Source organism: Rhizobium sp. USDA 3886 (assembly GCF_056279785.1).
This window is the reverse complement of sequence record NZ_JBWCDC010000001.1, coordinates 2,752,979-2,774,850: the sequence shown is the minus strand read 5'-3', so window position 1 is coordinate 2,774,850 and position 21,872 is coordinate 2,752,979. Positions and strand designations below refer to the sequence as shown.

Annotated in this window: 22 protein-coding genes and 2 pseudogenes; 7 read left to right on the top strand and 17 right to left on the bottom strand. The window is 57.9% G+C overall.

All coding sequences use genetic code 11. The features are described 5' to 3' along the window. The first annotated feature begins 39 nt into the window (after positions 1-39). Complete coding sequence (locus ACZ9BX_RS14235) at positions 40-654, top strand: type IV toxin-antitoxin system AbiEi family antitoxin domain-containing protein (protein WP_476218598.1); 615 nt, start codon at positions 40-42, stop codon at positions 652-654. Positions 655-808: 154 nt separating this feature from the next. On the opposite strand, the gene ACZ9BX_RS14230 is transcribed toward ACZ9BX_RS14235, so the two are convergent. Then, positions 809-1,408, bottom strand: coding sequence for an NADPH-dependent F420 reductase (locus ACZ9BX_RS14230; RefSeq protein ID WP_476218597.1), 600 nt, complete (start codon positions 1,406-1,408; stop codon positions 809-811). 174 nt (positions 1,409-1,582) lie between these two features. After that, positions 1,583-2,320, bottom strand: coding sequence for an SDR family oxidoreductase (locus ACZ9BX_RS14225; protein WP_476218596.1), 738 nt, complete (start codon positions 2,318-2,320; stop codon positions 1,583-1,585). Positions 2,321-2,587: 267 nt separating this feature from the next. Here ACZ9BX_RS14225 and ACZ9BX_RS14220 point away from each other — a divergent pair, with 267 nt between their 5' ends. Continuing rightward, the gene (locus tag ACZ9BX_RS14220) at positions 2,588-3,484 is read left to right on the top strand and encodes a LysR family transcriptional regulator (protein ID WP_476218595.1); all 897 of its coding nucleotides are present in this window, start codon (positions 2,588-2,590) and stop codon (positions 3,482-3,484) included. A 358-nt stretch (positions 3,485-3,842) separates the two neighbouring features. On the opposite strand, the gene ACZ9BX_RS14215 is transcribed toward ACZ9BX_RS14220, so the two are convergent. Together ACZ9BX_RS14215 and ACZ9BX_RS14210 are read right to left on the bottom strand one after the other, a co-directional pair. After that, entirely contained in the window at positions 3,843-4,316 is a 474-nt protein-coding gene (locus ACZ9BX_RS14215) for a GFA family protein (protein WP_476218594.1), read from the bottom strand. Positions 4,317-4,357: 41 nt separating this feature from the next. Further along, a complete protein-coding gene (locus ACZ9BX_RS14210) occupies positions 4,358-5,785 on the bottom strand; it encodes a coniferyl aldehyde dehydrogenase (RefSeq protein ID WP_476218593.1) in 1,428 nt (475 codons plus the stop codon). Between the two features lie 97 nt (positions 5,786-5,882). Between ACZ9BX_RS14210 and ACZ9BX_RS14205 the strand changes: the two genes are divergently transcribed. Further along, a complete protein-coding gene (locus ACZ9BX_RS14205) occupies positions 5,883-6,494 on the top strand; it encodes a TetR/AcrR family transcriptional regulator (RefSeq protein WP_476218592.1) in 612 nt (203 codons plus the stop codon). A 313-nt stretch (positions 6,495-6,807) separates the two neighbouring features. Here ACZ9BX_RS14205 and cysS read toward each other — a convergent pair. From cysS to ACZ9BX_RS14190, 3 genes and pseudogenes are all read right to left on the bottom strand, one after another. Next, positions 6,808-8,196 (bottom strand): annotated as a pseudogene (cysS, locus tag ACZ9BX_RS14200) (cysteine--tRNA ligase). Positions 8,197-8,347: 151 nt separating this feature from the next. After that, positions 8,348-9,319 (bottom strand): CobW family GTP-binding protein, encoded by a 972-nt coding sequence (locus ACZ9BX_RS14195; RefSeq protein WP_476218591.1) that lies wholly within the window; start codon positions 9,317-9,319, stop codon positions 8,348-8,350. A 79-nt stretch (positions 9,320-9,398) separates the two neighbouring features. After that, complete coding sequence (locus ACZ9BX_RS14190; protein WP_476218590.1) at positions 9,399-9,857, bottom strand: Fur family transcriptional regulator; 459 nt, start codon at positions 9,855-9,857, stop codon at positions 9,399-9,401. A gap of 95 nt (positions 9,858-9,952) precedes the next feature. Here ACZ9BX_RS14190 and folE point away from each other — a divergent pair, with 95 nt between their 5' ends. Both folE and hisI read left to right on the top strand, forming a co-directional pair. Further along, positions 9,953-10,597: a GTP cyclohydrolase I FolE gene (gene folE, locus ACZ9BX_RS14185; protein ID WP_476218589.1), complete on the top strand. Its 645-nt coding sequence runs from the start codon at positions 9,953-9,955 to the stop codon at positions 10,595-10,597. Next, positions 10,594-11,094, top strand: coding sequence for a phosphoribosyl-AMP cyclohydrolase (gene hisI / locus ACZ9BX_RS14180; RefSeq protein WP_476218588.1), 501 nt, complete (start codon positions 10,594-10,596; stop codon positions 11,092-11,094). The genes folE and hisI overlap by 4 nt, the downstream gene beginning before the upstream one ends. A gap of 77 nt (positions 11,095-11,171) precedes the next feature. Here hisI and ACZ9BX_RS14175 read toward each other — a convergent pair whose 3' ends face one another. Continuing rightward, complete coding sequence (locus ACZ9BX_RS14175; RefSeq protein WP_476218587.1) at positions 11,172-13,058, bottom strand: GGDEF domain-containing protein; 1,887 nt, start codon at positions 13,056-13,058, stop codon at positions 11,172-11,174. A 199-nt stretch (positions 13,059-13,257) separates the two neighbouring features. Between ACZ9BX_RS14175 and ACZ9BX_RS14170 the strand changes: the two genes are divergently transcribed. Beyond that, the gene (locus ACZ9BX_RS14170) at positions 13,258-13,674 is read left to right on the top strand and encodes an LbetaH domain-containing protein (RefSeq protein ID WP_476218586.1); all 417 of its coding nucleotides are present in this window, start codon (positions 13,258-13,260) and stop codon (positions 13,672-13,674) included. Positions 13,675-13,792: 118 nt separating this feature from the next. Here ACZ9BX_RS14170 and ACZ9BX_RS14165 read toward each other — a convergent pair whose 3' ends face one another. After that, a complete protein-coding gene (locus ACZ9BX_RS14165; protein WP_476220017.1) occupies positions 13,793-14,077 on the bottom strand; it encodes a tetratricopeptide repeat protein in 285 nt (94 codons plus the stop codon). Positions 14,078-14,439: 362 nt separating this feature from the next. Here ACZ9BX_RS14165 and ACZ9BX_RS14160 point away from each other — a divergent pair, with 362 nt between their 5' ends. Then, positions 14,440-14,643, top strand: a complete 204-nt coding sequence (locus ACZ9BX_RS14160; protein ID WP_476218585.1) for a hypothetical protein — start codon at positions 14,440-14,442, stop codon at positions 14,641-14,643. 106 nt (positions 14,644-14,749) lie between these two features. Here ACZ9BX_RS14160 and ACZ9BX_RS14155 read toward each other — a convergent pair. From ACZ9BX_RS14155 to ACZ9BX_RS14120, 8 genes and pseudogenes are all read right to left on the bottom strand, one after another. Next, a pseudogene (locus ACZ9BX_RS14155) lies at positions 14,750-14,882 on the bottom strand (spore coat protein U domain-containing protein); the annotation flags it as partial. Positions 14,883-14,927: 45 nt separating this feature from the next. Continuing rightward, on the bottom strand, positions 14,928-15,722 hold the full coding sequence (locus ACZ9BX_RS14150; RefSeq protein WP_476218584.1) for an ABC transporter permease: 795 nt from the start codon (positions 15,720-15,722) through the stop codon (positions 14,928-14,930). Between the two features lie 4 nt (positions 15,723-15,726). Then, complete coding sequence (locus ACZ9BX_RS14145; protein ID WP_476218583.1) at positions 15,727-16,608, bottom strand: ABC transporter permease; 882 nt, start codon at positions 16,606-16,608, stop codon at positions 15,727-15,729. Further along, entirely contained in the window at positions 16,605-17,717 is a 1,113-nt protein-coding gene (locus ACZ9BX_RS14140; protein ID WP_476218582.1) for an ABC transporter ATP-binding protein, read from the bottom strand. The genes ACZ9BX_RS14145 and ACZ9BX_RS14140 overlap by 4 nt, the downstream gene beginning before the upstream one ends. A 30-nt stretch (positions 17,718-17,747) precedes the next feature. Then, positions 17,748-18,788 (bottom strand): ABC transporter substrate-binding protein, encoded by a 1,041-nt coding sequence (locus tag ACZ9BX_RS14135; RefSeq protein WP_476218581.1) that lies wholly within the window; start codon positions 18,786-18,788, stop codon positions 17,748-17,750. Between the two features lie 36 nt (positions 18,789-18,824). Further along, positions 18,825-19,496 carry an RraA family protein gene (locus ACZ9BX_RS14130; protein ID WP_476218580.1) on the bottom strand — a complete coding sequence of 224 codons (672 nt, stop codon included), beginning with the start codon at positions 19,494-19,496 and terminating at the stop codon, positions 18,825-18,827. Positions 19,497-19,507: 11 nt separating this feature from the next. After that, a complete protein-coding gene (locus ACZ9BX_RS14125; protein ID WP_476218579.1) occupies positions 19,508-20,311 on the bottom strand; it encodes a carbon-nitrogen hydrolase family protein in 804 nt (267 codons plus the stop codon). Positions 20,312-20,442: 131 nt separating this feature from the next. Continuing rightward, on the bottom strand, positions 20,443-21,333 hold the full coding sequence (locus ACZ9BX_RS14120; protein ID WP_476218578.1) for a LysR family transcriptional regulator: 891 nt from the start codon (positions 21,331-21,333) through the stop codon (positions 20,443-20,445). Between the last annotated feature and the right edge of the window lie 539 nt (positions 21,334-21,872).

Genomic DNA, 21,872 nt, shown 5'->3' with positions numbered 1-21,872 from the left:
TATATTGTAAATTAAGACCGAGGGTTTATAACATCCATTATGATTGCCCAAACCCACCGAGATCGCGCCCTAGAGGTCGCACGACTACAAGGAATCGCGCGGGGTCGCGATTTCGATGCAGCCGGCGTGCCGCGTGTCTACCTGCAAAGGCTGCGCGACGAGGGAATTCTCCAGCAGGTCGGTCGTGGCCTCTATAAACTGGCAAACGCTGAGGTCGCCAGCGCCACCAGCCTGGCTGAAGCCGCACGTATACAGCCAAAAGGGGTCATCGGCCTGCTGTCGGCGCTGCAATTCCACAACCTCACGACCCAGACGCCGCATGCTGTGTGGATGCTGCTTGGGCCAAAGGACTGGGCGCCGACCAATCCATCGGTCTCGCTGAAGATCGTCCGCGCCAGCGGTGAGGCGCTGAGGGCCGGTATAGAGACTCATCAGGTCGACGGCGTGTCTGTCCCGATCACGCCGCCGGCGAAGACCGTCGCTGACTGTTTCAAGCACCGCAACAAGATCGGCCTCGATGTTGCGATCGAGGCACTGCGGGACCTCATCAAATCGCGAAAGGGTCGGGCGGGGCTAAACGAGCTTTGGCGTTACGCTGAGATCGATCGCGTCCAGACAGTAATGCGTCCCTACATCGAGGCCATGGTTTCATGAAGGCGCCGATGAGCTCTTCGAACGGCGCCCATACGCCGTCAGGCCCACCCCAACCTTCGCGACTTTGTGGCCTTCAAATATTCGGTCGCGCGCTGCTCGAAGACGTTGGCGCGCGCGACCAGTTCTCGGCGTCGACCACATGGTCGTAGATCGATTACTGCTCCTTCTTGCACAAATCCTGGAAGATGAGCTGGCCCCAAGTGCGGCCGCATGCGTGCACCAGCGCGCCACCGTCGTTGAGCTTTCCCAGCTTGACGGGTGCGAACCCGAGTTGTTTGGCCAAGGCCGCCACGGGAGCGGTCGCGTCCTCGTCGTCGCTCGACAGAAAGACGACCCGGTGGCCGCCCTCGACGACCGGATCGGTAGCCAGGGTGGCTGCAACCAGGTGATTGAAGCCTTTCACGAACTTGGCGCCGGTGAAGGCCTTCGCAACGAAGGCGGAGGACGGGAGGCCGTCCAGCTCTTCAGGAACAGGAAACGCGTTCATCGCGTCGATGACCGTCTTGCCTTCCCAGCTCGGCAGGGCCTTCGCAACCGCGCGATGCTCCCCGAACGGGACCGCCAAGATGATTGTGTCGGCCTCGAGTGCTTCCCGCAGCGACTTGGCGACGACCGTGGGTCCAATCGCCCGAGCCTGCGGCGTCAACGCCTCGGGCGGCTGGCGGCTCGCGACGGTCACCTCGATGTTTTTACGGGCGAAGGCGTGGGCGAGGGCCTGGCCTATCTTACCGAATCCTACAATTGCGTAGCTCATAATGTTTCTCCGATGTTGCGTTAAAACTAAAGTTCGCAAAGCGAACGTTGGTTAGGTTGCTCGCCCAATCGATCAAGTTTTGCGCGCGCGCCTGGGAACGAATTGCATCAGGGCTCTAGGCTCCGCGCCTAGTGATCCCGCCATTGGAGGGCCAACCGCGGGACGGCGTCGGGGTCAGACCTGCGACATGCCCCCGTCGACAACGAGATCGATGGCCGTCGTGAAACGACTGTCGTCCGAGGCGAGATAGAGGACCGCAGCCGCGATCTCCGTAGAAAGCCCGAAGCGTCCCAACGGAACCAGCGAGACGAAGTAGTCCGTCAACTCTTTGGAAATTTGGGCGAAGGCGGCCGTGTCGCCGATCGCTCCCGGACTGATGCTGTTCACCCGGATCTTTCGGTCCTGCAGGTCGTTCGTCCAGCTTCGCGCAAACGACCTGACCGCCGCCTTGGCAGCCGCGTACAAGCTTGCTCCAGCATATCCCTTGAGGTGCGCGTTCGAGGCGTTGAGGATGATCGAGCCGCCATCGCGCATCAGGGGCAGCGCCTTTTGGACGGTGAACAGCGTACCGCGGACGTTGAGATTGAGCGTATCGTCGACCAACTGCTCCGAGATCAACCCGATCGGCTTGTCGACTTCTCCGCCGCCGGCGCTGGCGAAGACGATGTCGATGTGGCCCTTTACGGATTTCACCTTCTCGTAGAGCCGGTCGAGGTCCGCCAGGTTGGCGGGGGCGGCGCGCACGCCGGTCACGTTGCGGCCAATCGCCTTCACCGCCTCGTCGAGGACCTCCTGCCGCCGGCCGGTGATGAATACATAGGCCCCTTCTTCGACGAATAGTTTCGCCGTCTCAAGCGCCATACCGGAGGTACCACCCGTGATGACTGCAACCTTACCTTCAAGCTTTCCCATACCTTCTCCTGTCGCGGTGTCGGGACAGCATCTGGCCCCGAGACCTCGAAATGGGCCCGCCCGCATCAGTTGTTGAGTGCGGAAGCGCGCACATCGGTGGTGCAAAATCGATCCGGCTGGACGACTGACGCCAGCCGCGACGATCGGTGTCCGCCGTTCGGAATTGGCCCGCGCTCGTCGGCATAAGGTATGATGACCGCCAGTACTGCTGTACGATGCGTTAGATACGGGCTTTGGAAGGCGCACCGCGCGGTGCCGGATTGCACCATGATCGACTGGGATGACATTCGCTACTTTCTTGCCGTGGCGCGCGGAGGCTCAGTGCGGGGTGCCGCCGAGCGCCTCGGGGTGTATCACTCGACCGTGCTGCGACGCATCGCACAGCTCGAGGAACGCCTCGGGGCGCAGATGTTCGAAAAGCTGCCTACGGGCTACCGCCTGACGGCTGCGGGCGAGGAGGTCCTCGAGCTCGCGAACCAGATGGAAGCGTCGTCGCACCAGCTGGAGACGCGCGTCTTCGGGCGCGACCAGAGCGTGCGCGGGCTTCTGCGGGTGACGTTGGCTCCGACCCTCGCGACACACCTGCTCATGCCGGACTTCGCCGATTTCGCGCGTCTGCATCCGGACATCGAGATGGAAGTCTTGTCGTCCGGCGAGCTGGCAAATCTGACCAACCGAGAGGCCGACGTGGCGATCCGCGTCGTCTACGACCGCAAAACCCTGCCGCTCAACCTTCACGGCCTGAAGGGACCGGAGCTGTTCGGCGGCGTCTACATGTCCTGCGATCGACTAGCCGCATGGCGTGCGGGCGCGCCTGATCCCATCCGGTGGATCGTCATAAGCATTCATGGAATTCCGGATTGGGCCAGCGAGGGTGAGGTTCGCACCACGGGGGTCCCATTCAGGACCACGGACGCCGAGGCGCAGATCGTTGCTGTACGGCAAGGGCTCGGGATCACGACACTGCCATGCTTCGTCGGAGATGCCGACCCCCTACTGGTGAGGGTGCCGGGCACCGACCTGCACATGTACGGAACGCTCTGGCTTCTCACACAGGGGGAGACACGCAAGACGAAGCGCGTGCGGCTCTTCACGGAGTTCGTATCCCGCAGGCTCGCCGCGTACGCTCCGCTTATCGCGGGGCTGTCCATATCGCGCGACTGACGCCCGGCAGGTCGCCGGCGACGCTTGCCGTAATCCGGTCGGAAGCCGAGCTGCGATCGCTTGAAGCGGCGTCGTTCAATCCGCGAATGTTGCGCCGTATCGCAACCGGCGCGAGGGCCACACTACTGACGGCGACGGACTTCACCATCGCTGACAGTCTTTTTGGCAGGGCTGGAGACGCCGCTTTTGCGGAGAACTCCGAGGAAAATAGACCAACCGATATCGATAGTCTTTGAAACCGAGCAAATCGCGGGCGAAAGTGCGGCGGATCGGTCTGACGGTACTTTTTGCAGATCAAGGCTTGAAATCTAATGTGAAAGCTGCTCTTCAGGGGGGGCGTTTGCGCGCGAACAGTACTTTAGCCGGCGCCCTGCAAGCCACTCATGATCAATTTCCCGATGGCCAACTCGCTCGCAAAATAGCCGCTGTATTTGGGTACGCTATCGGGCATGTCCAGCATACGACGGTGATAGAATATGTCGATCCGAACCGGCGGCAGCCAGGCCTCGGGTTCGAAATTGCTGGCCGGGATGAACATCACTTTGAGCGGCCCGACGCCCGCAACCTCCACAACGGGCTTGCCGCAAGTCCGGCAGACCCCGCGATTGAAGTTCGGCGGCGGACGGTATTTCTTGAATGAGATATTGCCGGCGTTTTTCAGCACGACATCCCTGGCGCGAACGGCGACTACATCCGCGAACGTTTTTTCGTTAAACGCCTGGCAGATCAGACAGTGGCACCGGAACCTGGCTTTCGGCGACGTATGCACCTCGAACGAGCAAGCGCTGCACTCGCAGGAACCGCGTAGCGGCAACGATGTATGGGTGGTCATGTGCGGATGCTCCTGAGCTTGATTTGATGACGGCATGCTGGTCACCGAAGCATCATGTTGAGGATGATATCGATCGGCTGTCTGAACGGAGCGTGGAGCAGATTGGAGAGGTTCCAGCGACCCTGCTCGTAGATACCCTTGGCATGGCTGAGCGTACGGAAGCCCTCGACGCCATGGTAAGCGCCCATACCGCTGGGCCCGACGCCGCCGAAGGGCAAGTCATCCTGGGCGATGTGCATGATCGTCCCGTTGATAGTGACGTTTCCTGAGGTTGTTCGGCTCAGCACCATGCGTCGGTCTTCATCATCAGCGCCGAAATAGTAGAGCGCGAGCGGCCGAGGCCGGGCGTTCACATAGGCAATCGCATCGCTGATGTCGCGGTACGGAAAGACCGGCAGGACCGGACCGAAGATCTCCTCATGAGCGATGCGCATGGTGTCTGTGACGCCAAGCACAACGGTTGGCGCCAGCGTGTTGGGGCGACGAGATGCATCACCGGGCCGGTTGCCGACCTCGATAATCCGCGCTCCCCTGGCTCCAGCATCCTCGATCAGGCCCTGGAGCCGAGCGTGGTGCCGCTCATTGATGATGGAAGTATAGTGTTTACTCGTCGGCCCGTCCGCATAGAAGGACGCGACTTTCCGGTCATACGCCCCGACGAACGACTCGACGTCGGTTTCGTGGACGAGTGCGTAATCCGGGGCGATGCACGTCTGGCCAGCGTTGAGCAGCTTGCCGAAAGCAATGGACGCCGCCGCTTGGTCGAGGGAGTGGCCTTTGGCGACAATGACCGGCGATTTGCCCCCCAGTTCAAGGGTGATCGGGACAAGGTTGTCGCTGGCAGCCTTCATCACCGCCCGCCCCACTGCGGTGCTGCCGGTGAAGATGAGATGGTCAAACGGCAGGGCGGTGAATGCCGCCCCTACCGCCGCGTCACCGGTCACGATCGCGAACTGGTCCTCGGAGAATATCTCGCCGAACATTTTTGCGAGTAGCGCATTGGTGACGGGTGTAAACTCCGAAGGTTTCAGCATCACCCGGTTTCCGGCAGCGATGGCTGTTACGACCGGCATCAGCGCGAGGTTCACCGGATAGTTCCACGGTGACATCACGCCGACGACGCCAAGCGGCTGATATTCAATGCGGGCGTTGCCCGTCCGCATGTGCAGAGCAACGTGTCGGCGGGTCGGCGCCATGAATTTGCGAAGGTTGCGGATCAGATACTTCGTGCCCTCGGCGACCCCTCCAACCTCCATGATCGCCGTTTCATACCTCGAGCGATGCCCGAAATCGGTATTGATGGCATCTTCGATCGCTTTGCGGTGCCCGATTATCGTGGCCCTGAACCTAGTCAGATCAGCGCGCCGCTGCGCCAGCGAAGGCGCTCCGTCACGCAGGAAGGCAGCACGCTGTGCCGCGAGGAGACTGCCTAGCCGATCAGCGTCGGTGATTTTTTCGATTGCGTTCATGGTCCACTCCAATGTAGACAAGAGAAACTTATGCCATTGACATAGGCGCTAAAGTAACCACTGTCAACAATGTAACCACAAGAAACTTTGAGGTACCATGCAGGACGCACCCAGCCGCACCTATCACCACGGTGACCTCCGCCGTGCTCTTATCGAGACGGCTTTGGATATGCTTCGGGAGGAGAAGGACTGGCAGTTCACGCTGCGGGAAGTCGCCCGCCGGGCTGGCGTAAGCCACGGGGCACCGTACAAGCACTTCTCAGATAAGGCCGCGCTGCTTACAGAACTCGCTATGATTGGGTTCGATCGGCTGCGCGAATCCTTATCCGCTGCGAAGTCCGAAGCGCCCACAACTCTGCGCGACGAAATTACTCCGATAGCTCGTGCCTACGTCGCGTTCGGAACGGACAACCCGGCTCTCTACCGCCTGATGTTTAGCGCGGAGGAGGGGAAGGCGGTGGGAATGCATCTCAATGAGCGGGCGCTGGCGGTATTCGATGTTCTCCTCGAGATCCTCCGGCGCGGCCAAGCCGCGGGGAGCATTCGCAAGCGGCCTATAGAAGGTCAGGCGGCGGCCGGCTGGGGCCTCATCCACGGTATGACCATGCTTGCGATCGATGGGCTCTTGGTGCCCGAGAAAGTGGGATTGGCCCCCTTGGATGCGGCATTGAGCACGCTGGTGGAAGGGCTGGGGAACCCAGCAACATGACACGATACGCGCATGGTTGACGTCTTCGTCGTGAAGGGAAATCCGGCGCGGCAAGTCTTCGGGCGTTTCCGGCAGCGCGATCCTACGAGGATGCCTGGTGGCGCTCGATGTACGGAAAGCGGCACATTGAACGATCTACGAGCTGACGATCCTACTTGATCTCGTCGATCGTGCCGTCAGCAAGCGGCACGATCTTGCGAAGGTGCTGCCGTCTAATCGTCTCCGTGATGCTACTACGGGCCTTGACTCATCCGCTCTCTCCTCAAGCATGTTGGGATTGCCAACGAAGCGCTGGGGTGAAGCGTGATGCAAATCATTGCGGAACCTCCAATTGGGCAGTCGCCGCTCTTCGCCAAACCGTAGCCTTGGCCCGATCCTCGAGCACGATACCCAGCGCCAAGAGTTGGTCACGGAGTTGGTCGGCAGTGCTGAAATCGCACTTTGCGCGCGCGGTATTACGAGCGGCGACTAGCTTCTCGATCTCGGCCTCATCGATGGGGAGGCCGCTATTGGCTCCGAACCATTGAGCTGGCGGCTGCTGGATCAGCCCGAGCAGAGCGCCAGCGTTCAGCATGGCCGCCCGCAAGGAAGCGCGAATGCGGGGCGACCGCTCGACTTGTGCCATGCGCGCAAGACCGAAGAGCTCTGCGAGGGCAGCAGGTGTGTTTAGATCGTCATCGAGCTTGGCCCGGAAGCTACCGACATAGGGCGTTGGATCGGCGGTCTGGTCGGTGACATCACCGAGATCGCGCAGCGCGGCGTAGAGGCGGTCGAGGCTGCGCCGGGATTGTTGAAGCGCCCGGTCGCTCCAGTCCAGCGGCTGGCGATAGTGCGCGGTGAGAAGGGTGTAGCGGATCGCTTCGCCGGGTGCCTGGCTGAGAAGATCCCGCACGAGCAACACATTGCCGAGCGACTTCGACATCTTCCGCCCATCGACGGTGACGAACCCATTGTGCAGCCAATAGGTCGCGCGCGTTCCTTGCGCGATTTCGTTTTCGTGGTGCGGAAAGATCAGGTCCTGACCGCCGCCATGAATATCGATCTGCGATCCGAGATGCCGCTCGATCATCGCCGAGCATTCGATGTGCCAGCCTGGGCGGCCTCGCCCCCACGGGCTGTCCCACCCCGGCTGGTCGACCGCGGAGGGCTTCCACAGTACGAAGTCTGCCGGGTGCTTCTTGTAGGGCGCGACCTCAATCCGGGCGCCGGCGATCATTTCGTCTGGTGCCCGGCGGGACAGCGCGCCGTAGGCCGGGAAGGAAGGAATGTGGTAGAGGACGTGGTTTTTGGCTTCATAGGCATGACCTTAGGCGAGCAATCGACCGATCAGGTCGACGATTTCCGGGATGTGGTCGGTGACGCGAGGTTCGACAGTCGGTGGGAGAACGCCGAGCGCGGCCATGTCAGCATGATAGGCGTCGATATAACGTTCGGTGATCGCGCCGATCGGCTCGCCAGAAGCACGCGCCGCATCGTTGATCTTGTCATCGACGTCAGTGAAATTGCGGGCATAGGTGACCGCCGGAAAGCGGTCGCGAAGCAGTCTGACCAGGATGTCGAAGATCACGGCCGGTCGGGCATTGCCGATATGGGCGTAGTCGTAAACAGTCGGGCCGCAAACGTAGATGCGAACATTTGCGGGGTCTTGCGGAACGAAGGGCTCTTTACGGCCTCCGAGGCTGTTGGTGAGGATGATAGACATGACAGGTCCTTGATGCGCCGAACGTGTTGCGTGGTGCCTCAGAAGAGGCGGATATCCACGTCGCAACAGTTCGGTTCGCCAAGGAGATGCTGAAAACGTTGGAGACCCCACCGCTGAACCGGCGAGGCTCCTGAAACGGCTCTCGCAGCGCTTACGCCCGGCATGCGTTGAAGCCTGCTTCGATGACCTCCTTCGGAAGGTTGCGACCGATGAAGACGAGTCGGGTGACGCGTTCCTCGTCGGGCTTCCAGGGGCGCTGATGGTCGCCGTCGAGGAGCATATGAACGGCCTGCACGACAAAGCGGTCATCATCATTCTTGAAAGAGATGATGCCCTTCATACGAAGGATATCCATGCCGAGGTGCTGGATAATCGTGCCAAGCCAAGGCAGGAATGTGTTGGGATCCAGGGGCTCCTTGGCGACAAGTGCGAAGCTTGCGACATGGTCGTCATGTTCATGCTCGTGGAACTCGTCGAGAAAGTCCGGTTCGACTTCCAGAACGCGATCGAGGTCGAAAGCGCCACGGCCAAGCACCTGGTCGAGATCGATATTGCAGCGCTGTGTGTGATGGAGCGTCGCCGTCGGATTGATGCGCCGAATACGATCTTCGACCTGCTTGAGTTCGTCGGCAGAAACGAGATCAGTCTTGTTGATCAGGATCGTGTCGGCGAAGGCGAGTTGTTCTTGCGCTTCGTGTGCCTCGTCGATTTCGCCGAGCAGGTGCTTGGCGTCGACGACGGTGACGATCGAGTCGAGCTTGGTCTTCGAGCGGACATCCTCATCGACGAAGAAGGTCTGGGCGACGGGAGCTGGGTCGGCGAGACCTGTCGTCTCGACCAGAATGGCATCGAAGCGATCGCGGCGGCGCATGAGCCCGTCGATGATGCGAATGAGATCGCCACGCACGGTGCAGCAGATGCAGCCGTTGTTCATCTCGAATATCTCTTCGTCGGCATCGACGATCAGATCGTTATCGATGCCGACCTCGCCGAATTCATTGACGATAACGGCGTACTTCTTGCCGTGGTTCTCGGTGAGAATCCGGTTGAGGAGCGTGGTCTTTCCGGCGCCCAAGTATCCGGTGAGGACCGTGACGGGCGTTTGTGACAAAGCGGGCTGCATGATTGTGGCATCTCCTGTTGGTTATTGGCGAGCCGTATCAGAGGCGGCCTTGAGGCCTGCCTCTTTTCGGGCTGAAGCACTATGAGTGATGGGCGGCTGCGTGACTGCCGGTGGCGAGGCAGGTCGCGCAGGTGCCCTGCAGTTCGACCACGTGGCGAGCGATGCGGAAGCCGAGTGATGCGGCATCGCGGGTAACTGCTTTCTCGATAGTGGAATCTTCGAGTTCGGTGGAAGCGCCACAATTGTCGCAAATGAAGAACACGCATGCGTGCGGGTGATCGGGGTGCGCGCAGGGCACGAACGCGTTTCGGCTCTCGATGCGAGAAACGAAAAACTGGTCCTGTAGGAATTCGAGCGCAGGTATCAACTCATAAGCGCCGAGCGGCTGTCGGGCATAGATCAGGGTTTCCATCACCTGTCGGCAGATCATTGTGAATTGCAGCCCACGCTCGTGGCAAGTCCTGGCGACGGCGTCGAGCGCCGCGTCAACGACCGCTTGCGAAACGGGTCTCCCGTGCGGCGGCGTGTGCTGGGCCATGGATTTCTCCATCATTTCATGGCGAGCGAGATAGTCTCTTGAACGATACGTTATAACGTTGCATGATCATTCGCAACTAGCTGACTGGAGAAATCATGAGTGACGTTTTGTTGAGGAAGCCCATCGTGGGCTTGGGGCCATCTCATGCGCCACGAAAGCGCCCGACGCGCGAGGCCGCCGAGGCCGCGGTTCGGACGTTGATCGAATGGGCGGGCGATGATCCGGACCGCGAAGGTTTGGTCGGAACGCCGGATCGTGTGGTGCGGGCCTATGAGGAGTTTTTCGAAGGGTATCGCATCGATCCGGTGGATCTGCTTGGCCGAACCTTCGAGGAGACGCAGAACTATGGAGACATGGTCGTGCTGCGCGACGTTCGCTTAGAATCGCACTGCGAGCACCACATTGTTCCGATCATCGGCAGGGCCCATGTCGCCTATCTCCCTTCGGGCCGCGTTGTCGGGATCAGCAAACTCGCCCGGTTGATCGAGGTCTACGGCAAGCGGCTGCAAATTCAGGAGACGCTGACGGCGCAGATCGCCGATGCCATCGATGAGGTGCTCAAGCCGAAAGGTGTCGCTGTGGTGATCGAAGCGGCACATATGTGCATGACGACGCGTGGGATCCGAAAGCCCGGTGTCACCATGGTCACACGCCGCCTGATAGGCGCCTTCGAGACGGATACCGAGCTTCGGCGCGACTTCCTCGGTTCGATTTCGGGATCGCGGGAGGCGTTCGGATGAGTAGGATTGATCGTGGCGGTGATCGGCCGAAACAGTTTGCGCCGCGGTTGACGATTGAAGGAGTCGAGGAAGGCTCACTTCGTGCGCCGAAGTTCAACGCTGAAGGTTTGATCCCCGTCGTGACGACCGGAGCCTCATCGGGCGAGGTCCTTATGATGGGCGTGATGAACGCGGATGCATTACTGCAGACGATCGAGACGGGCGAAGCGCACTATTGGAGTCGTAGCCGGCAGTGCTTGTGGCACAAGGGGGCGAAGAGCGGGCTTGTTCAGAAAGTCATGCAGATACGCGTTGATGATGACCAGGACGCGATCTGGTTGCGGGTCGAGGTCGCGGGCATCGCGAGCTGCCATGTGGGCTACCGGTCGTGCTTCTATCGCTCGATCCCCGTTGGGCCTCTCGGCGAGACCCCGATTATTCTTACCTTGGAGGAGACGGCAAAGGTCTTCGATCCGGTCGCCGTCTACGGGCACGCACCGAACCCGACGCAGTTGTGACGAGTCCCACGCATCGCGCACCTCATGTACGGAACTCGCGTTATGAAGCGGATTGCACCGCAGGTTCCGTACTTAAGCTATTTGGGCGAACGTCGTTCCAGTGCCAGATTATCGCGTGTCGTAGACATTATGGCCGGCGCTGAGAGCGTGTTTCGCGCGAAGCGAACACGATTGCGACCGTCCGATTTCGCGCGGTAGAGGGCAATATCTGCTAGCTCGATCAATTCCGACCACGCGCGTTCGCCACGTCGGCCGGACGCGACGCCGAAGCTCGCTGTCACGCGGAAGGGTGTTCCATCGGGTGTCGTGAACGTCTCTCGTTGCATAGCGAGGCGGATCTTTCTTGCAATCGAAATGGCGCCGGAGAGATCATTGCTGGAGACGAGAACCGCGAATTCTTCGCCGCCGAAGCGGGCGATCAGATCGCCGGCCCGCAGTTGGGACCGCAAGAGTTCCGCGGTTTGGATGAGCACGCGATCGCCCGTGACATGTCCGTAGGTGTCGTTCACCTTCTTGAAATGGTCGATGTCCATGAGGATAAGGCACATGCTGTCGTTCGTGCGTTCTCCAATCGGCGACGACTGGGCGAAGCGGTCGAGCATCCGCCGGTTGAGAAGCGCCGTCAGTCCGTCAGTTTCCGCCTGGACTTTCAATTCCCTCGTGAGGGAGGCGCGCTCTTGAAGCTTGCCCTGAAGGACTTCGATCGCCTGAAAAAGGTCGCGAATCTCTCCGGCCTGGGTCGGCCTAGTCGCGGTAGCAATGGGGCGATCTTCTGCCAGTCGAAGGACGTCGTCATGCGCTTGCATGAGCGGACGAAACACATGTGTTCGCACCGAGAGGATGATACCAATGAGCGTCGCAAGAACGATGGCCGTCACCAGCACCACTATCGCGAGGCCGATGAGGGCGTTTGTTCTTGCGTCGGCAAACTTTTCGACGACGGCGTCGAGGAACTCGCTTCGATATGTTTCGATCGGCCGCATTGTTGGGACAAAGCGCTCAGTGAATTCCGTCGCGGTTAGGGTGTAGCGCGACTCGCGCGGGCCCTCGTCGATAACCTGGTCGACCAGATCAAGGCCACCGCGGAAGAAGAGCCGTTCAATTTCCTCGCGGCTCTTTACCAGTGACGGCGTACTGTAGAGGGCGTTCTGGCTGTTAATCAGCTGCCAGAGTTCGAGGAGCCTTCCTTGGCTGCGACGGCTCTCGATCACATTCTGCAGCGGCAATCCCTGCCCTGTCGTGAGTGGGGCGATGATCTGAGAGGCGACTCTGCCGCCGTATTCGCGGAGATCGCTGAGCATCTGCCCTAGAAGGGCAGGTGCCGCGAGCCCCGTGTCGTGCTGGACGAGTTCGTCGGCATTCCAGGCGATCACCGCCCGGAATAGCTCCGATACCTCGAACATGCTCTCGATCGCGTCCTCGATTTCGGCCGTTTTCAGCGCAGCTCTCGGGATTGCCGCGATTCTATCAACCTTGCTTCGTGCAAGGGCGAGTTGGTAGCGGACCGGTTGCAGCATGTCCGGTGGGACGGTGTGATTGTGTAATCCGAGGGGAACGTCTGACACATCGGCGAGCTTCGCTAAGGCGGCATCACTACGCTTCCTGAATTCTACCAATCGCTTCATCCCCGCACTATCGAGGGACGGTTCCTCGGACATGACGACGTTGGCGGGACCGCGCTCGGCGGACAGGAAGTTTGCCGTATCGAGGACGAGTCTGTATTGCTGGATATCATGGAGGTTCTGTCGCGAGAGGGTGAAGTCGCGATAGGTCGGCGCAACGATCGAGAAAGCGAGAATCGTTGTGCAAATAATGGCCAGGAAGACGCGGATTAACAGCTTGCGATCAAAGCTACGCTGGAAGAATCCTTGAGTGAACCGAGCCTGGGCGGTGCCGCCAGCCGAGTGCTTATCAGTAATAGAGCTGTCTAACTTGAATTTAAGTGGAATGAAGCCCTTGAGCATGTGAATGAACTGACCAGCACGTTAGCGTTTTCGATTGATGCTACGACATCGCTAAGCGGCATGTCTCGACAAACGCCATAGCGTACTTGGCCTTCATTTTGGTGAAAGCATTTGGTTAGAAATTTATTGAATGCAAGCCAGGCCCGGGATTGCGCAGCGACAGTTGGGCCCTACGCCGTGATCCCTGCGGACGAGACGGATGAAGCCGCCAACCTGGAGCCAATTCGCATCAGAAAAGGGAACGAATATCCAGGACGGAGTCGTGATCCAATCCAAGTCAGGAGAGGCGGTGACGATCGGATCGCACTCATCGATCGCGCATCACTCGATCATTCACGGTCCTTGCACGATCGGTGACGACGTTTTCGTTGGCTTCAATTCAGTGCTGTTTAATTGCACTGTCGGGAATGGCGCGGCGAACCGGCACAACTCTGTAGTCGAGGGGTGCCATTTGCCGGCGGGCTTTCATGTCCCGTCAACGACAACGGTGCATTCGGATTCGGATCTCGCAACTATTCAGCAGGTAACGATCGACGTGACGGCATTCTCGGAGCATGTGGCGCGGACGAATGTCGGTCATGCCCGCGCTTATCGGAAGCTGAGGAATGAGTTCTAATCAGTCAACTTCGAGGCGAGATTTGCTAAGAGCTCGTTTTGAAAGTCGCTCACCATGCCCAACAACCAGTTGGTCATAGCTCATGCCTGACAGATTGAATGTTGTCGTGATTTTGCCATCAGGAACGACCTTTGCCATCGAGCAACTCTGATGTCGGAAGTGGTAAGTCTGGATGTGCCCGACATAACCCGAAGAGGTCTTCTCTCGCATCCGGATAGTCCTGAAGCGCTGCGCGACGGTACCATTTGAAGGCTTCTGTCAGATTGATTTCGCAGCCTATGCCGTGCTCGTTCAATTGCGCTAGCCTGTACTGCGAACCGGCATGATCCTGATCTGCAGCTTCGCGGTACCATTTAACGGCTTCTATTGGATCACTATCACAGCCGTCACCGTCCTCTTTCAACAAGCCCAATAGATATTGCGCATCGACATTGCCTTGTTCGCGGCTTGGCGAATTGCGACCATTTTAGCGGCAGTGATATCAGCGTTGTCCTGATTGCTCATTACCACATTCCTCATTTTCATTAGAGGGCTCATTTCAAGTCTGGTTGAGTGAAGCAACCATTAATTCCGCTGCAACCTTTCTTTATGCTGCCTCCGTCATGCTGCTCGTGCGCAGGATCGCGAGGAACACATGACGTTTAAAAACGGACTTTGAGACGCCTTACCGCTTCGAATATGCTTGCACAAATGCCTTGCTTTCTTGCTTCCCCTTCAAGACTCTGTTGAATCGACTTTTGGTAATGGAATGACAGGAGGACAGCCGTGGTTGCAGCTTACATCGACGAGTTCATCATGTTTTGTGCGGGACTATGGATGACAGCGGTAGGCTTCGGCTATCTTACATTCCTAACTCCCAACCAACGTGATCAGAATGCGTGGCTTGCAAAGCTTGTAACTTATTTTAAATGGATGGGTCCGCTATTGCTGTTAATTGCTACGATCCTAGCAATCGCCTCACCGGTTTGATCCTCCCGCTTTCGCCCATTCCACTTACCCGGGATGGATGACAAGGGAACGCGGCATCAATGGTCTTCAAGAAAAGCTGGTGCGGTGCCACTCGCGCAAGTCTCGATCAGTAGGTTACGGTGACGACAACAGTGTCCGTATAGACGCCGGGGGACGAGGTCGTTTGCGGCTGAACACGACCATAGACGGTCAGTAGCGCTGCTGCGCCGTTTCCGGGTCCCCGGAACCGTGCTGCCTGGCCTTTCCAGCCAACACGCACCGGAGGAGCCTGCATGAGAAATCCATTACTTCACGAAGGCCTTCGTCAGACCCATTGTCCGGTCCACGATCATAACCACTGCCAGCGTCATCAGGATCAACAGAACTGAGATACTTGCCACTAACGGATCCGCCTGACTCTCGACATGATGGAATAGCTCAACGGGCAACGTGGTCATTCTCGGTCCCGTCAGAAACAGCGTGATGACCACTTCATCAAATGACACAAGGAAACAGAGCGCCGTAGCCGCAACGATGCCCGGTGCCATCATCGGCAGCGTGACCTTCCCGAAAACGGCCAGGGGCTTGGCTCCTAGCGACGAAGCTGCCTCTTCACACGCAAGGTTAAGGTTGCCGAGTGATACGGAGAGCACCCGCAACGCATAGGGAAGTGTGATCACCAGATGGCCAATAATAAGACCTGTGAATGTTGCCAGCAGACCCATCGATGCAAAAATAATCAGTATGGCCAACCCGAGAACGATTGTCGGCAACAGCAATGGGGCGGTGAAAAGGTTGAACAGGAATTCCGACCCTATGACCTTTAACCGGACAATCGCATAAGACGCGGGAATCGCGATGATCAACGACAAAACGGTAACGACGGTTGCAAGCCCGAGACTTGTCAGAAACGCCGACATCATGACGCTGTTTCCGAGCAAGGCCTCATACCATCGCAGCGACCACGAGCTCGGCGGAAAGGCGAGGATCTGATCGCCGCTGAAAGAGATCGGAAACACGAGCAGGACCGGCGCCAGAAGAAACAGGAACAGGATGGTAACGGCTATACGCATAAACCAGGAGGTGGGATTTTCTTCCATACCGTTACCCTTCGGTTACATGCAGGATGCGCGAGTAGACAGCCAATGCAGCACCGAAAATGACGAGCACCAGCATCGACAACGTCGCAGCCAGCGGCCAGTTCAATGTTACGATTGCCTGATCGTAGATTTCCGTCGCAAGCAAGAATACCCGTCCGCCGCCCATCAGCTTCGGCGTAATGAAGGAAGAGATGGCGAGGACAAAGCAAAGAAGGCAGCCAAGGGCGATACCTGGTAGAGTGAGAGGCAGGATCACCCGCCAGAACGTCCTGAATGGTGGCGCACCGAGAGTTCGTGCTGCCTCCTCTACCTTGGGGTCGAGCCGCCCAAATCCAGCCATCAACGACAAGATCATGTAGGGCATCAGGATCTCGGTCAGTCCAATGACGACGCCGGTGGTGTTGAACATCATACGCGGCGGCTCAAATCCCATCGACGCAATCACATTGGCAACCGGCCCCTGTTCGGCCAGTAGGGCGATCCAGCCATAGGTCCGCACGACCGCTGAGGTGAGGAGCGGTGAGATGACGAGAACCGTCAAGAATGTCCGCCACGCACCGGACGCCCGATGAAGATACAGGGCGATGGGATAGCTCACCAACAGGGTCGCGAGGGTAATCCCCAAACTGACCACGATCGAGTTCGTGATCAGCTCGACATAGAAACTATCCTCAAGCAATCCCGTCCAGTTGGCTGCAGTGAACGCCTCTGCAATCCCGCCGCCAGGCAGTGCTTCGTTAAAGGACATTCTTGCCAGATTGAGAACCGGAAGAATAAATCCGATGGCGTTGACCAGAGCGATTGGCAACAGCAAGGTAATAGCGATGCCGGCAGCGCTGGATGATTTCTGGTCGCTGAGAGGTATATCAAGAGTTGCCGTCGTCATTGATCCGCTCCGAAGACGAGCGTGTCCTCGACACTCCAGGAGAGAACGGCTTTGTCACCCTGGCGACGGCTGATTTGAGATTTTTTGGTCGATTCTTCGACGATAAACTCGGAACCGTCGACATCAAAATGATACTGGATGACGTCGCCGACAAAAGTAATACGCGAAAGCATAGCGGCCGTTCGGTTTGCCGTTTCATCTTGTTCCGGTGACGTTGCGTTCCAATCGATATGAAGACGGTGTGGGCGCACCATCACCACAACGTCGTCCTGTCCCGCCGGTTTTGTCGACCGAATGGCCGTTGAACCAATTCGTATAGAACCGTCTGCCGTGCGCTTGCCTTTGACGCGGTTCGTGCGACCGACAAAGGAAGCCACGAACGGTGTCGCCGGCCGCTCGTAAATCTCATGCGGCGTGCCGACCTGTTCAATCAGTCCGCCTTTCATGACCACGATACGATCACACATGCTCAAGGCTTCCACCTGATCATGCGTGACAAAAACTGTTGTGATGCCCAGTTGCTGCTGTATGTCCCGGATCTGAGTGCGCATTTCATCGCGCAGTTTTGCGTCGAGATTAGAGAGTGGTTCATCGAGCAGCAGAATGGACGGTTCGATAACAAGCGCGCGAGCCAAGGCAACGCGTTGCTGTTGACCACCGGACAGCTCCCGTGGTTTTCGCTCGGCAAGATGGCCAAGCTGGACCATGGCAAGCGCCTTGGCCACCTTGTTGGCAATATCGGAACGCGACAGGCCGCGCATTTCGAGACCAAAAGCGACATTCTTCGCCACGGTCATATGCGGAAACAGGGCATAGCTTTGAAAGACAAGCCCCATGTCCCTGCCATGAGGTGCGATTTGGGTAATGTCGCGTCCCTCGACAGCGATCTTTCCGGCAGAGGGAGAAATCAATCCCGCAATCATACGCAGAGTTGTCGTTTTGCCGCATCCAGAAGGGCCAAGCAGAGCGATCAGCTCGCCCTTGCGGACCTCGAGATTCAGATTTGAGATAACGTCGACAGGACCATATTTCTTCTTGATACCTTCCAAGCAGAGATACGGATCGCCAATCGTTTCAACGCCATCGCGTTTGATGGTCTGATGCATCATGGAAGCCTCCAAATTTTCACGGCTTGAAGTTTAGCGGCTGAGCGGAATGATGCGACGACGCCATTGCTCGGTGATGCCATCACGGACTTTCGCCACTGCCAGCCAGTCAATATCGATCATCTTGTCCATATCGTCTGCGGCGGTGCGCTTCAAAGCATCTGGTGCGATGACAGTTTTGGAATTCGTTGGAGCATAGAACATTTCGCTGGTGAAAGCCGCCTGGGCTTCAGGGCTGAGTGCGTAATCAATGAATTTCTTCGCCGCATCGCTCGCCGGAGCATCCTTCACTAGATTGATCGTATTGATCTGGAAACCGCTGCCTTCTTGCGGCAGGGCAACGCCCAGTTTTCCACCAGAGGTTCCGGAGTAGATCTGAGCGCGCGCATTCCAGCCGATACCCAAGGCGGCCTGTCCATTGGCGATTGGAGCGTAGACATCCGGCTTCGGATCCCAGGTCTGCACGCCCGGAGCGAGTTCACCAATCTTGGCGATGCCTGCCGAAACGTCGGTCTTGTAATCTCCACCACCGGCAAGCTTGTTTGAAATGATCGTAAATGTTGTTCCTTGAATATCCGGAGCAGCCTGTATGATCACCTTCCCTTCATACTGCTTGTCCCAAAGGGCGTTCCACGAGGTCGGGGCTGTCTTCACCTTGTCAGTGTTGTAGATGATCACCAGATTGTCGAAGGTAACGCCGACGCCTGCAACACCTTCGGCGTGAGCGTTCGGATAAAGATCCTTGACGTTTGCAGACACACTTTCATCGACCTTGTCGAACAGGCCCTCATCCGTGCCCGCCTTCGCCACACTCACGTCAAGTATCGCCACATCTACTTGCGGACTGCTCTTTTGCGCACGCAGGGTCCCGAGCATCTGCGCCGAGTTCGGCATGCCATAGAACTGCACGGTGATATCAGGATATTTTTTCATGAACGGCTCGATGACGGCCTTCGTATAGTGTTCTTGAAAGATCCCGCTATAGGCCGTCAGCGTTACGGTCTCTGCCGATGCGCTGGTGACCGCGGCGATCGTAAGCGCTGAAACAGCAATTGAAAGTCTTGCAAACATCATCTCGTTCCCTGTTTTTTATGAGTTGAATGTAATCGATCAGGCGACCTGGCGCTTCTGGCCCTCCACGATTTTCGTTGCCCCCGAAATGTCGGGAAGGAATTCACCTTTGCGCAAGCGTTCGAGCAATACGATTTCGTTTTCCTGCATGCCGAGCGCTTTCTCAGCGGCAGCCCGGGCTTGGGATGGTGCCAGGATAACGACGCCACTTTCATCGGCGATGATAGCATCACCTGGGTTGATGACTTGACCGCCGACCGTGACCGAGACGTTGATCGCCCCTTCCAGACCCAGAATTTTGGTCGTTATCGGTGACGGTCCGCGGCACCACATTGGCATTTGCACCTTGCGTATCTCGGAGAAATCCGTCGCGGGACCATCGATTACCGCGCCGACAACGCCGGCCAGCTTCATGGCGTGTGTCACAACGCCGCCCCAGCAGGCATGGCGATCATCGCCACACCGTTCGATTGCAACGAAATCGCCAGGACGGACAATCTTGGTCAAGTAATGCAGGATAGTCGAATCCGCATGCGGAATCCGAATGGTGACAGCAGTTCCAGCGACACGTTTTTCCGGCAGAACAGCTCGGATTTCCCGATCGACGAAACCTGAATGCAGGAAATGTCCAATCGTGGCTGTCTCGACCCGTTCCATGAGCTTGATCAAATCAGCATCGATCTGACGCGGCATTTCATTGACTTCAAACATGGGCTGACCTCTCAAAGAACATGGTGACGGGCAACGGGAACATCGCCGCGTACTTTTGTGACATAGCCGAGATCCAGTTTGGAACTGGTGGTTCCGACGCCATCCGAGCATTGCGCCACTATATGCCCCCATGGGTCGATGACCATGGAATGACCCCAGCACCATTTGCGTCCCTCGGCGTGGGAAAGTGTCTGCCCCACCGCAAGAAAATAGGTCTGCGTTTCGATGGCACGGGCGCGGGCAAGCACTTCCCAATGGTCCTTGCCGGTCATCAGCGTGAACGCTGCAGGAAGAACGATGACTTCGGCACCCTCGTCGCGCAGTTTGCGGAACAATTCGGGGAAGCGCACATCATAGCAAATAGCGCAACCGACTTTTGTGCTGCCAACGTGATACGTGACGACCTCATCGCCGCGGCTGATCGTATCTGACTCGCGGTAGACCGTGCCGCCTGGCGTATCCACGTCGAACAAGTGAATCTTGCGGTATTTCGCCAGTTCCTTGCCGTCAGGCCCAAAGACGATCGTCGTGTTGTAATATTTGTTGCCATCCTGTTCGACGATGCTGCCAGCATGAATCGTAACACTATGCTTTGCGGCCAGTCCCGACATCAGCCGGTAGCCGTCGCCATCCGGAAACGTCTCGGCATTGGCGTAGATATTGTCCCGGCCCTCGCCAAGGAAGGCATAGTATTCGGGCAACACGACGAGATCAGGGGCATCATTCTCAATGGCTTCGTTGATCAAACGTGCCGCGATTTCCAGATTTGCGGCCTTGCTGTCTTGCGAGTTCATTTGCACCAGACTGACTTTCACGCTCATACCTCCATTTCGGTGAAGGGATCGTGCGCAAAATATCGTGGTGAGACAAACTCGAAATAATTGAGCCGTCCTATAGAATTTTCTTATGCATTCGTGGCTGGCTGTTGCATTCGATCGAAATGCTCTTACTCATCCGCCATGCAGAGCGATACTTCAGCTGCCATCTGGGCAATGATCGACGGCAGAAGACTGTCCGGGTGATCGGCATAGACCGCATGGAAGGTAAGCGGATGAAATGCCGGTGTAACGTCAAGAATCTCCAACGCACCTGCCTCAATATATTCGCCCAGGATGACGCGCGGCAGGGGCGCGACACCAAGACCATCTTTGGCAAGGCGCATGATGGTGGCAAGCGAGTTGGAATTCGAGATCGCCGGCACCTCAAGCCCCGCTTCGCGAAACTGCTGCAACAGCCCATGATGAGGAACGCTTCCTTTTGAAAAGGCCAGCAATGGGTAGCTTGCAAGGTCCGCAAGTGTCAGTTTTTTGCCCGCCAAGCCGTATTTTGGACTTGCCACCCAGACGCAGCCATACGTCCCAAGATTGATGTTGATCAATCCATGATCAAGCGCTGGACCCATAATCAACGCTAGGTCGATTTTCCGTTCAATGATTTCCCGCGCCATGTTGAGGCTCGTGTCGACATTGAGATCGATGGCGATCCCCGGATAGCGCTCCTGCACCCGCTCGACAAGGCGTGGCAGAAACGAGTGAACAATGGAGTCGATCGTGCCGATACTGACTGACCCTTTTAAGCTGGTCGGATCGGCAATCGCCTCGCGAAATTCTCCAACGGCCTTCACGATCTCTTCCGCTTTGGAGACCGCTTGCTGCCCGACTGGTGTAAGCTTGACAGTGCGCATATCGCGATCAAACAGCTGAACACCGAGCTCGCGCTCGAGTGTAGCGATGCGGTTGGAAATCGAAGCCTGAGTTGTACTCAATTTCTCCGCAGCAGCACTAAAACTGCCGAGGCGGACGATCCAGAGGAACGTTTCGACGAAGCGCAGGTTCATGTTGCTCGATCCTTTCCGGAGGCATCTTCCTGCAAATGACGCGTGATGCCAATGCCCGCGCTATTCGACTGCGACGCTTCCGACCTCGCGCCGGCCGGCTTCGGACAGCGGTCAGTCAGGCGATGGACCAGCGCCGCGAACCCCTGACGACCAAGGGGACACCACGCGCATCAGAACGGCCGAGTGCTCTACAGCCGCAATCTCCTCGCCACGTAATGCTTCGCGCATGCAGATCATGGCGCCGTTCAGGCATCCGTAGCTCAGCTGGATAGAGTGCCCGCCCTCCGAATCCTTGGCAAGCCATCGAAATTGCTGATGTTTTATCCTTTGATTTCAACTGACTCTGGATAGCTCAATGTCCGGGCCTTCGGAAAAGGCACGTTTACGCCACTCCCGACGAACAGCTGAGCGGATTCGCGACGGTCCAAGATCACCTTGGCTTCAAGCAGGAGCCGTTCCCTGCTTGAGTGCTGGATTGCGTCCTGATCGGTCGAACAGCTCGAGACCAAGATCCTCCTCAAGATTTGCAACTGATTGCT

Coding starts and splice junctions, on each gene's coding strand:
- ACZ9BX_RS14150 (WP_476218584.1), bottom strand. CDS start 15,722: ATGGAAGAAAATCCCACCTCCTGGTTTATGCGTATAGCCGTTACCATC.
- ACZ9BX_RS14210 (WP_476218593.1), bottom strand. CDS start 5,785: ATGAACGCAATCGAAAAAATCACCGACGCTGATCGGCTAGGCAGTCTC.
- ACZ9BX_RS14175 (WP_476218587.1), bottom strand. CDS start 13,058: ATGCTCAAGGGCTTCATTCCACTTAAATTCAAGTTAGACAGCTCTATT.
- ACZ9BX_RS14215 (WP_476218594.1), bottom strand. CDS start 4,316: ATGACCACCCATACATCGTTGCCGCTACGCGGTTCCTGCGAGTGCAGC.
- ACZ9BX_RS14230 (WP_476218597.1), bottom strand. CDS start 1,408: ATGAGCTACGCAATTGTAGGATTCGGTAAGATAGGCCAGGCCCTCGCC.
- ACZ9BX_RS14170 (WP_476218586.1), top strand. CDS start 13,258: ATGAAGCCGCCAACCTGGAGCCAATTCGCATCAGAAAAGGGAACGAAT.
- ACZ9BX_RS14195 (WP_476218591.1), bottom strand. CDS start 9,319: ATGCAGCCCGCTTTGTCACAAACGCCCGTCACGGTCCTCACCGGATAC.
- ACZ9BX_RS14205 (WP_476218592.1), top strand. CDS start 5,883: ATGCAGGACGCACCCAGCCGCACCTATCACCACGGTGACCTCCGCCGT.
- hisI (WP_476218588.1), top strand. CDS start 10,594: ATGAGTAGGATTGATCGTGGCGGTGATCGGCCGAAACAGTTTGCGCCG.
- folE (WP_476218589.1), top strand. CDS start 9,953: ATGAGTGACGTTTTGTTGAGGAAGCCCATCGTGGGCTTGGGGCCATCT.
- ACZ9BX_RS14135 (WP_476218581.1), bottom strand. CDS start 18,788: ATGATGTTTGCAAGACTTTCAATTGCTGTTTCAGCGCTTACGATCGCC.
- ACZ9BX_RS14120 (WP_476218578.1), bottom strand. CDS start 21,333: ATGAACCTGCGCTTCGTCGAAACGTTCCTCTGGATCGTCCGCCTCGGC.
- ACZ9BX_RS14145 (WP_476218583.1), bottom strand. CDS start 16,608: ATGACGACGGCAACTCTTGATATACCTCTCAGCGACCAGAAATCATCC.
- ACZ9BX_RS14220 (WP_476218595.1), top strand. CDS start 2,588: ATGATCGACTGGGATGACATTCGCTACTTTCTTGCCGTGGCGCGCGGA.
- ACZ9BX_RS14140 (WP_476218582.1), bottom strand. CDS start 17,717: ATGATGCATCAGACCATCAAACGCGATGGCGTTGAAACGATTGGCGAT.
- ACZ9BX_RS14190 (WP_476218590.1), bottom strand. CDS start 9,857: ATGGCCCAGCACACGCCGCCGCACGGGAGACCCGTTTCGCAAGCGGTC.
- ACZ9BX_RS14130 (WP_476218580.1), bottom strand. CDS start 19,496: ATGTTTGAAGTCAATGAAATGCCGCGTCAGATCGATGCTGATTTGATC.
- ACZ9BX_RS14235 (WP_476218598.1), top strand. CDS start 40: ATGATTGCCCAAACCCACCGAGATCGCGCCCTAGAGGTCGCACGACTA.
- ACZ9BX_RS14225 (WP_476218596.1), bottom strand. CDS start 2,320: ATGGGAAAGCTTGAAGGTAAGGTTGCAGTCATCACGGGTGGTACCTCC.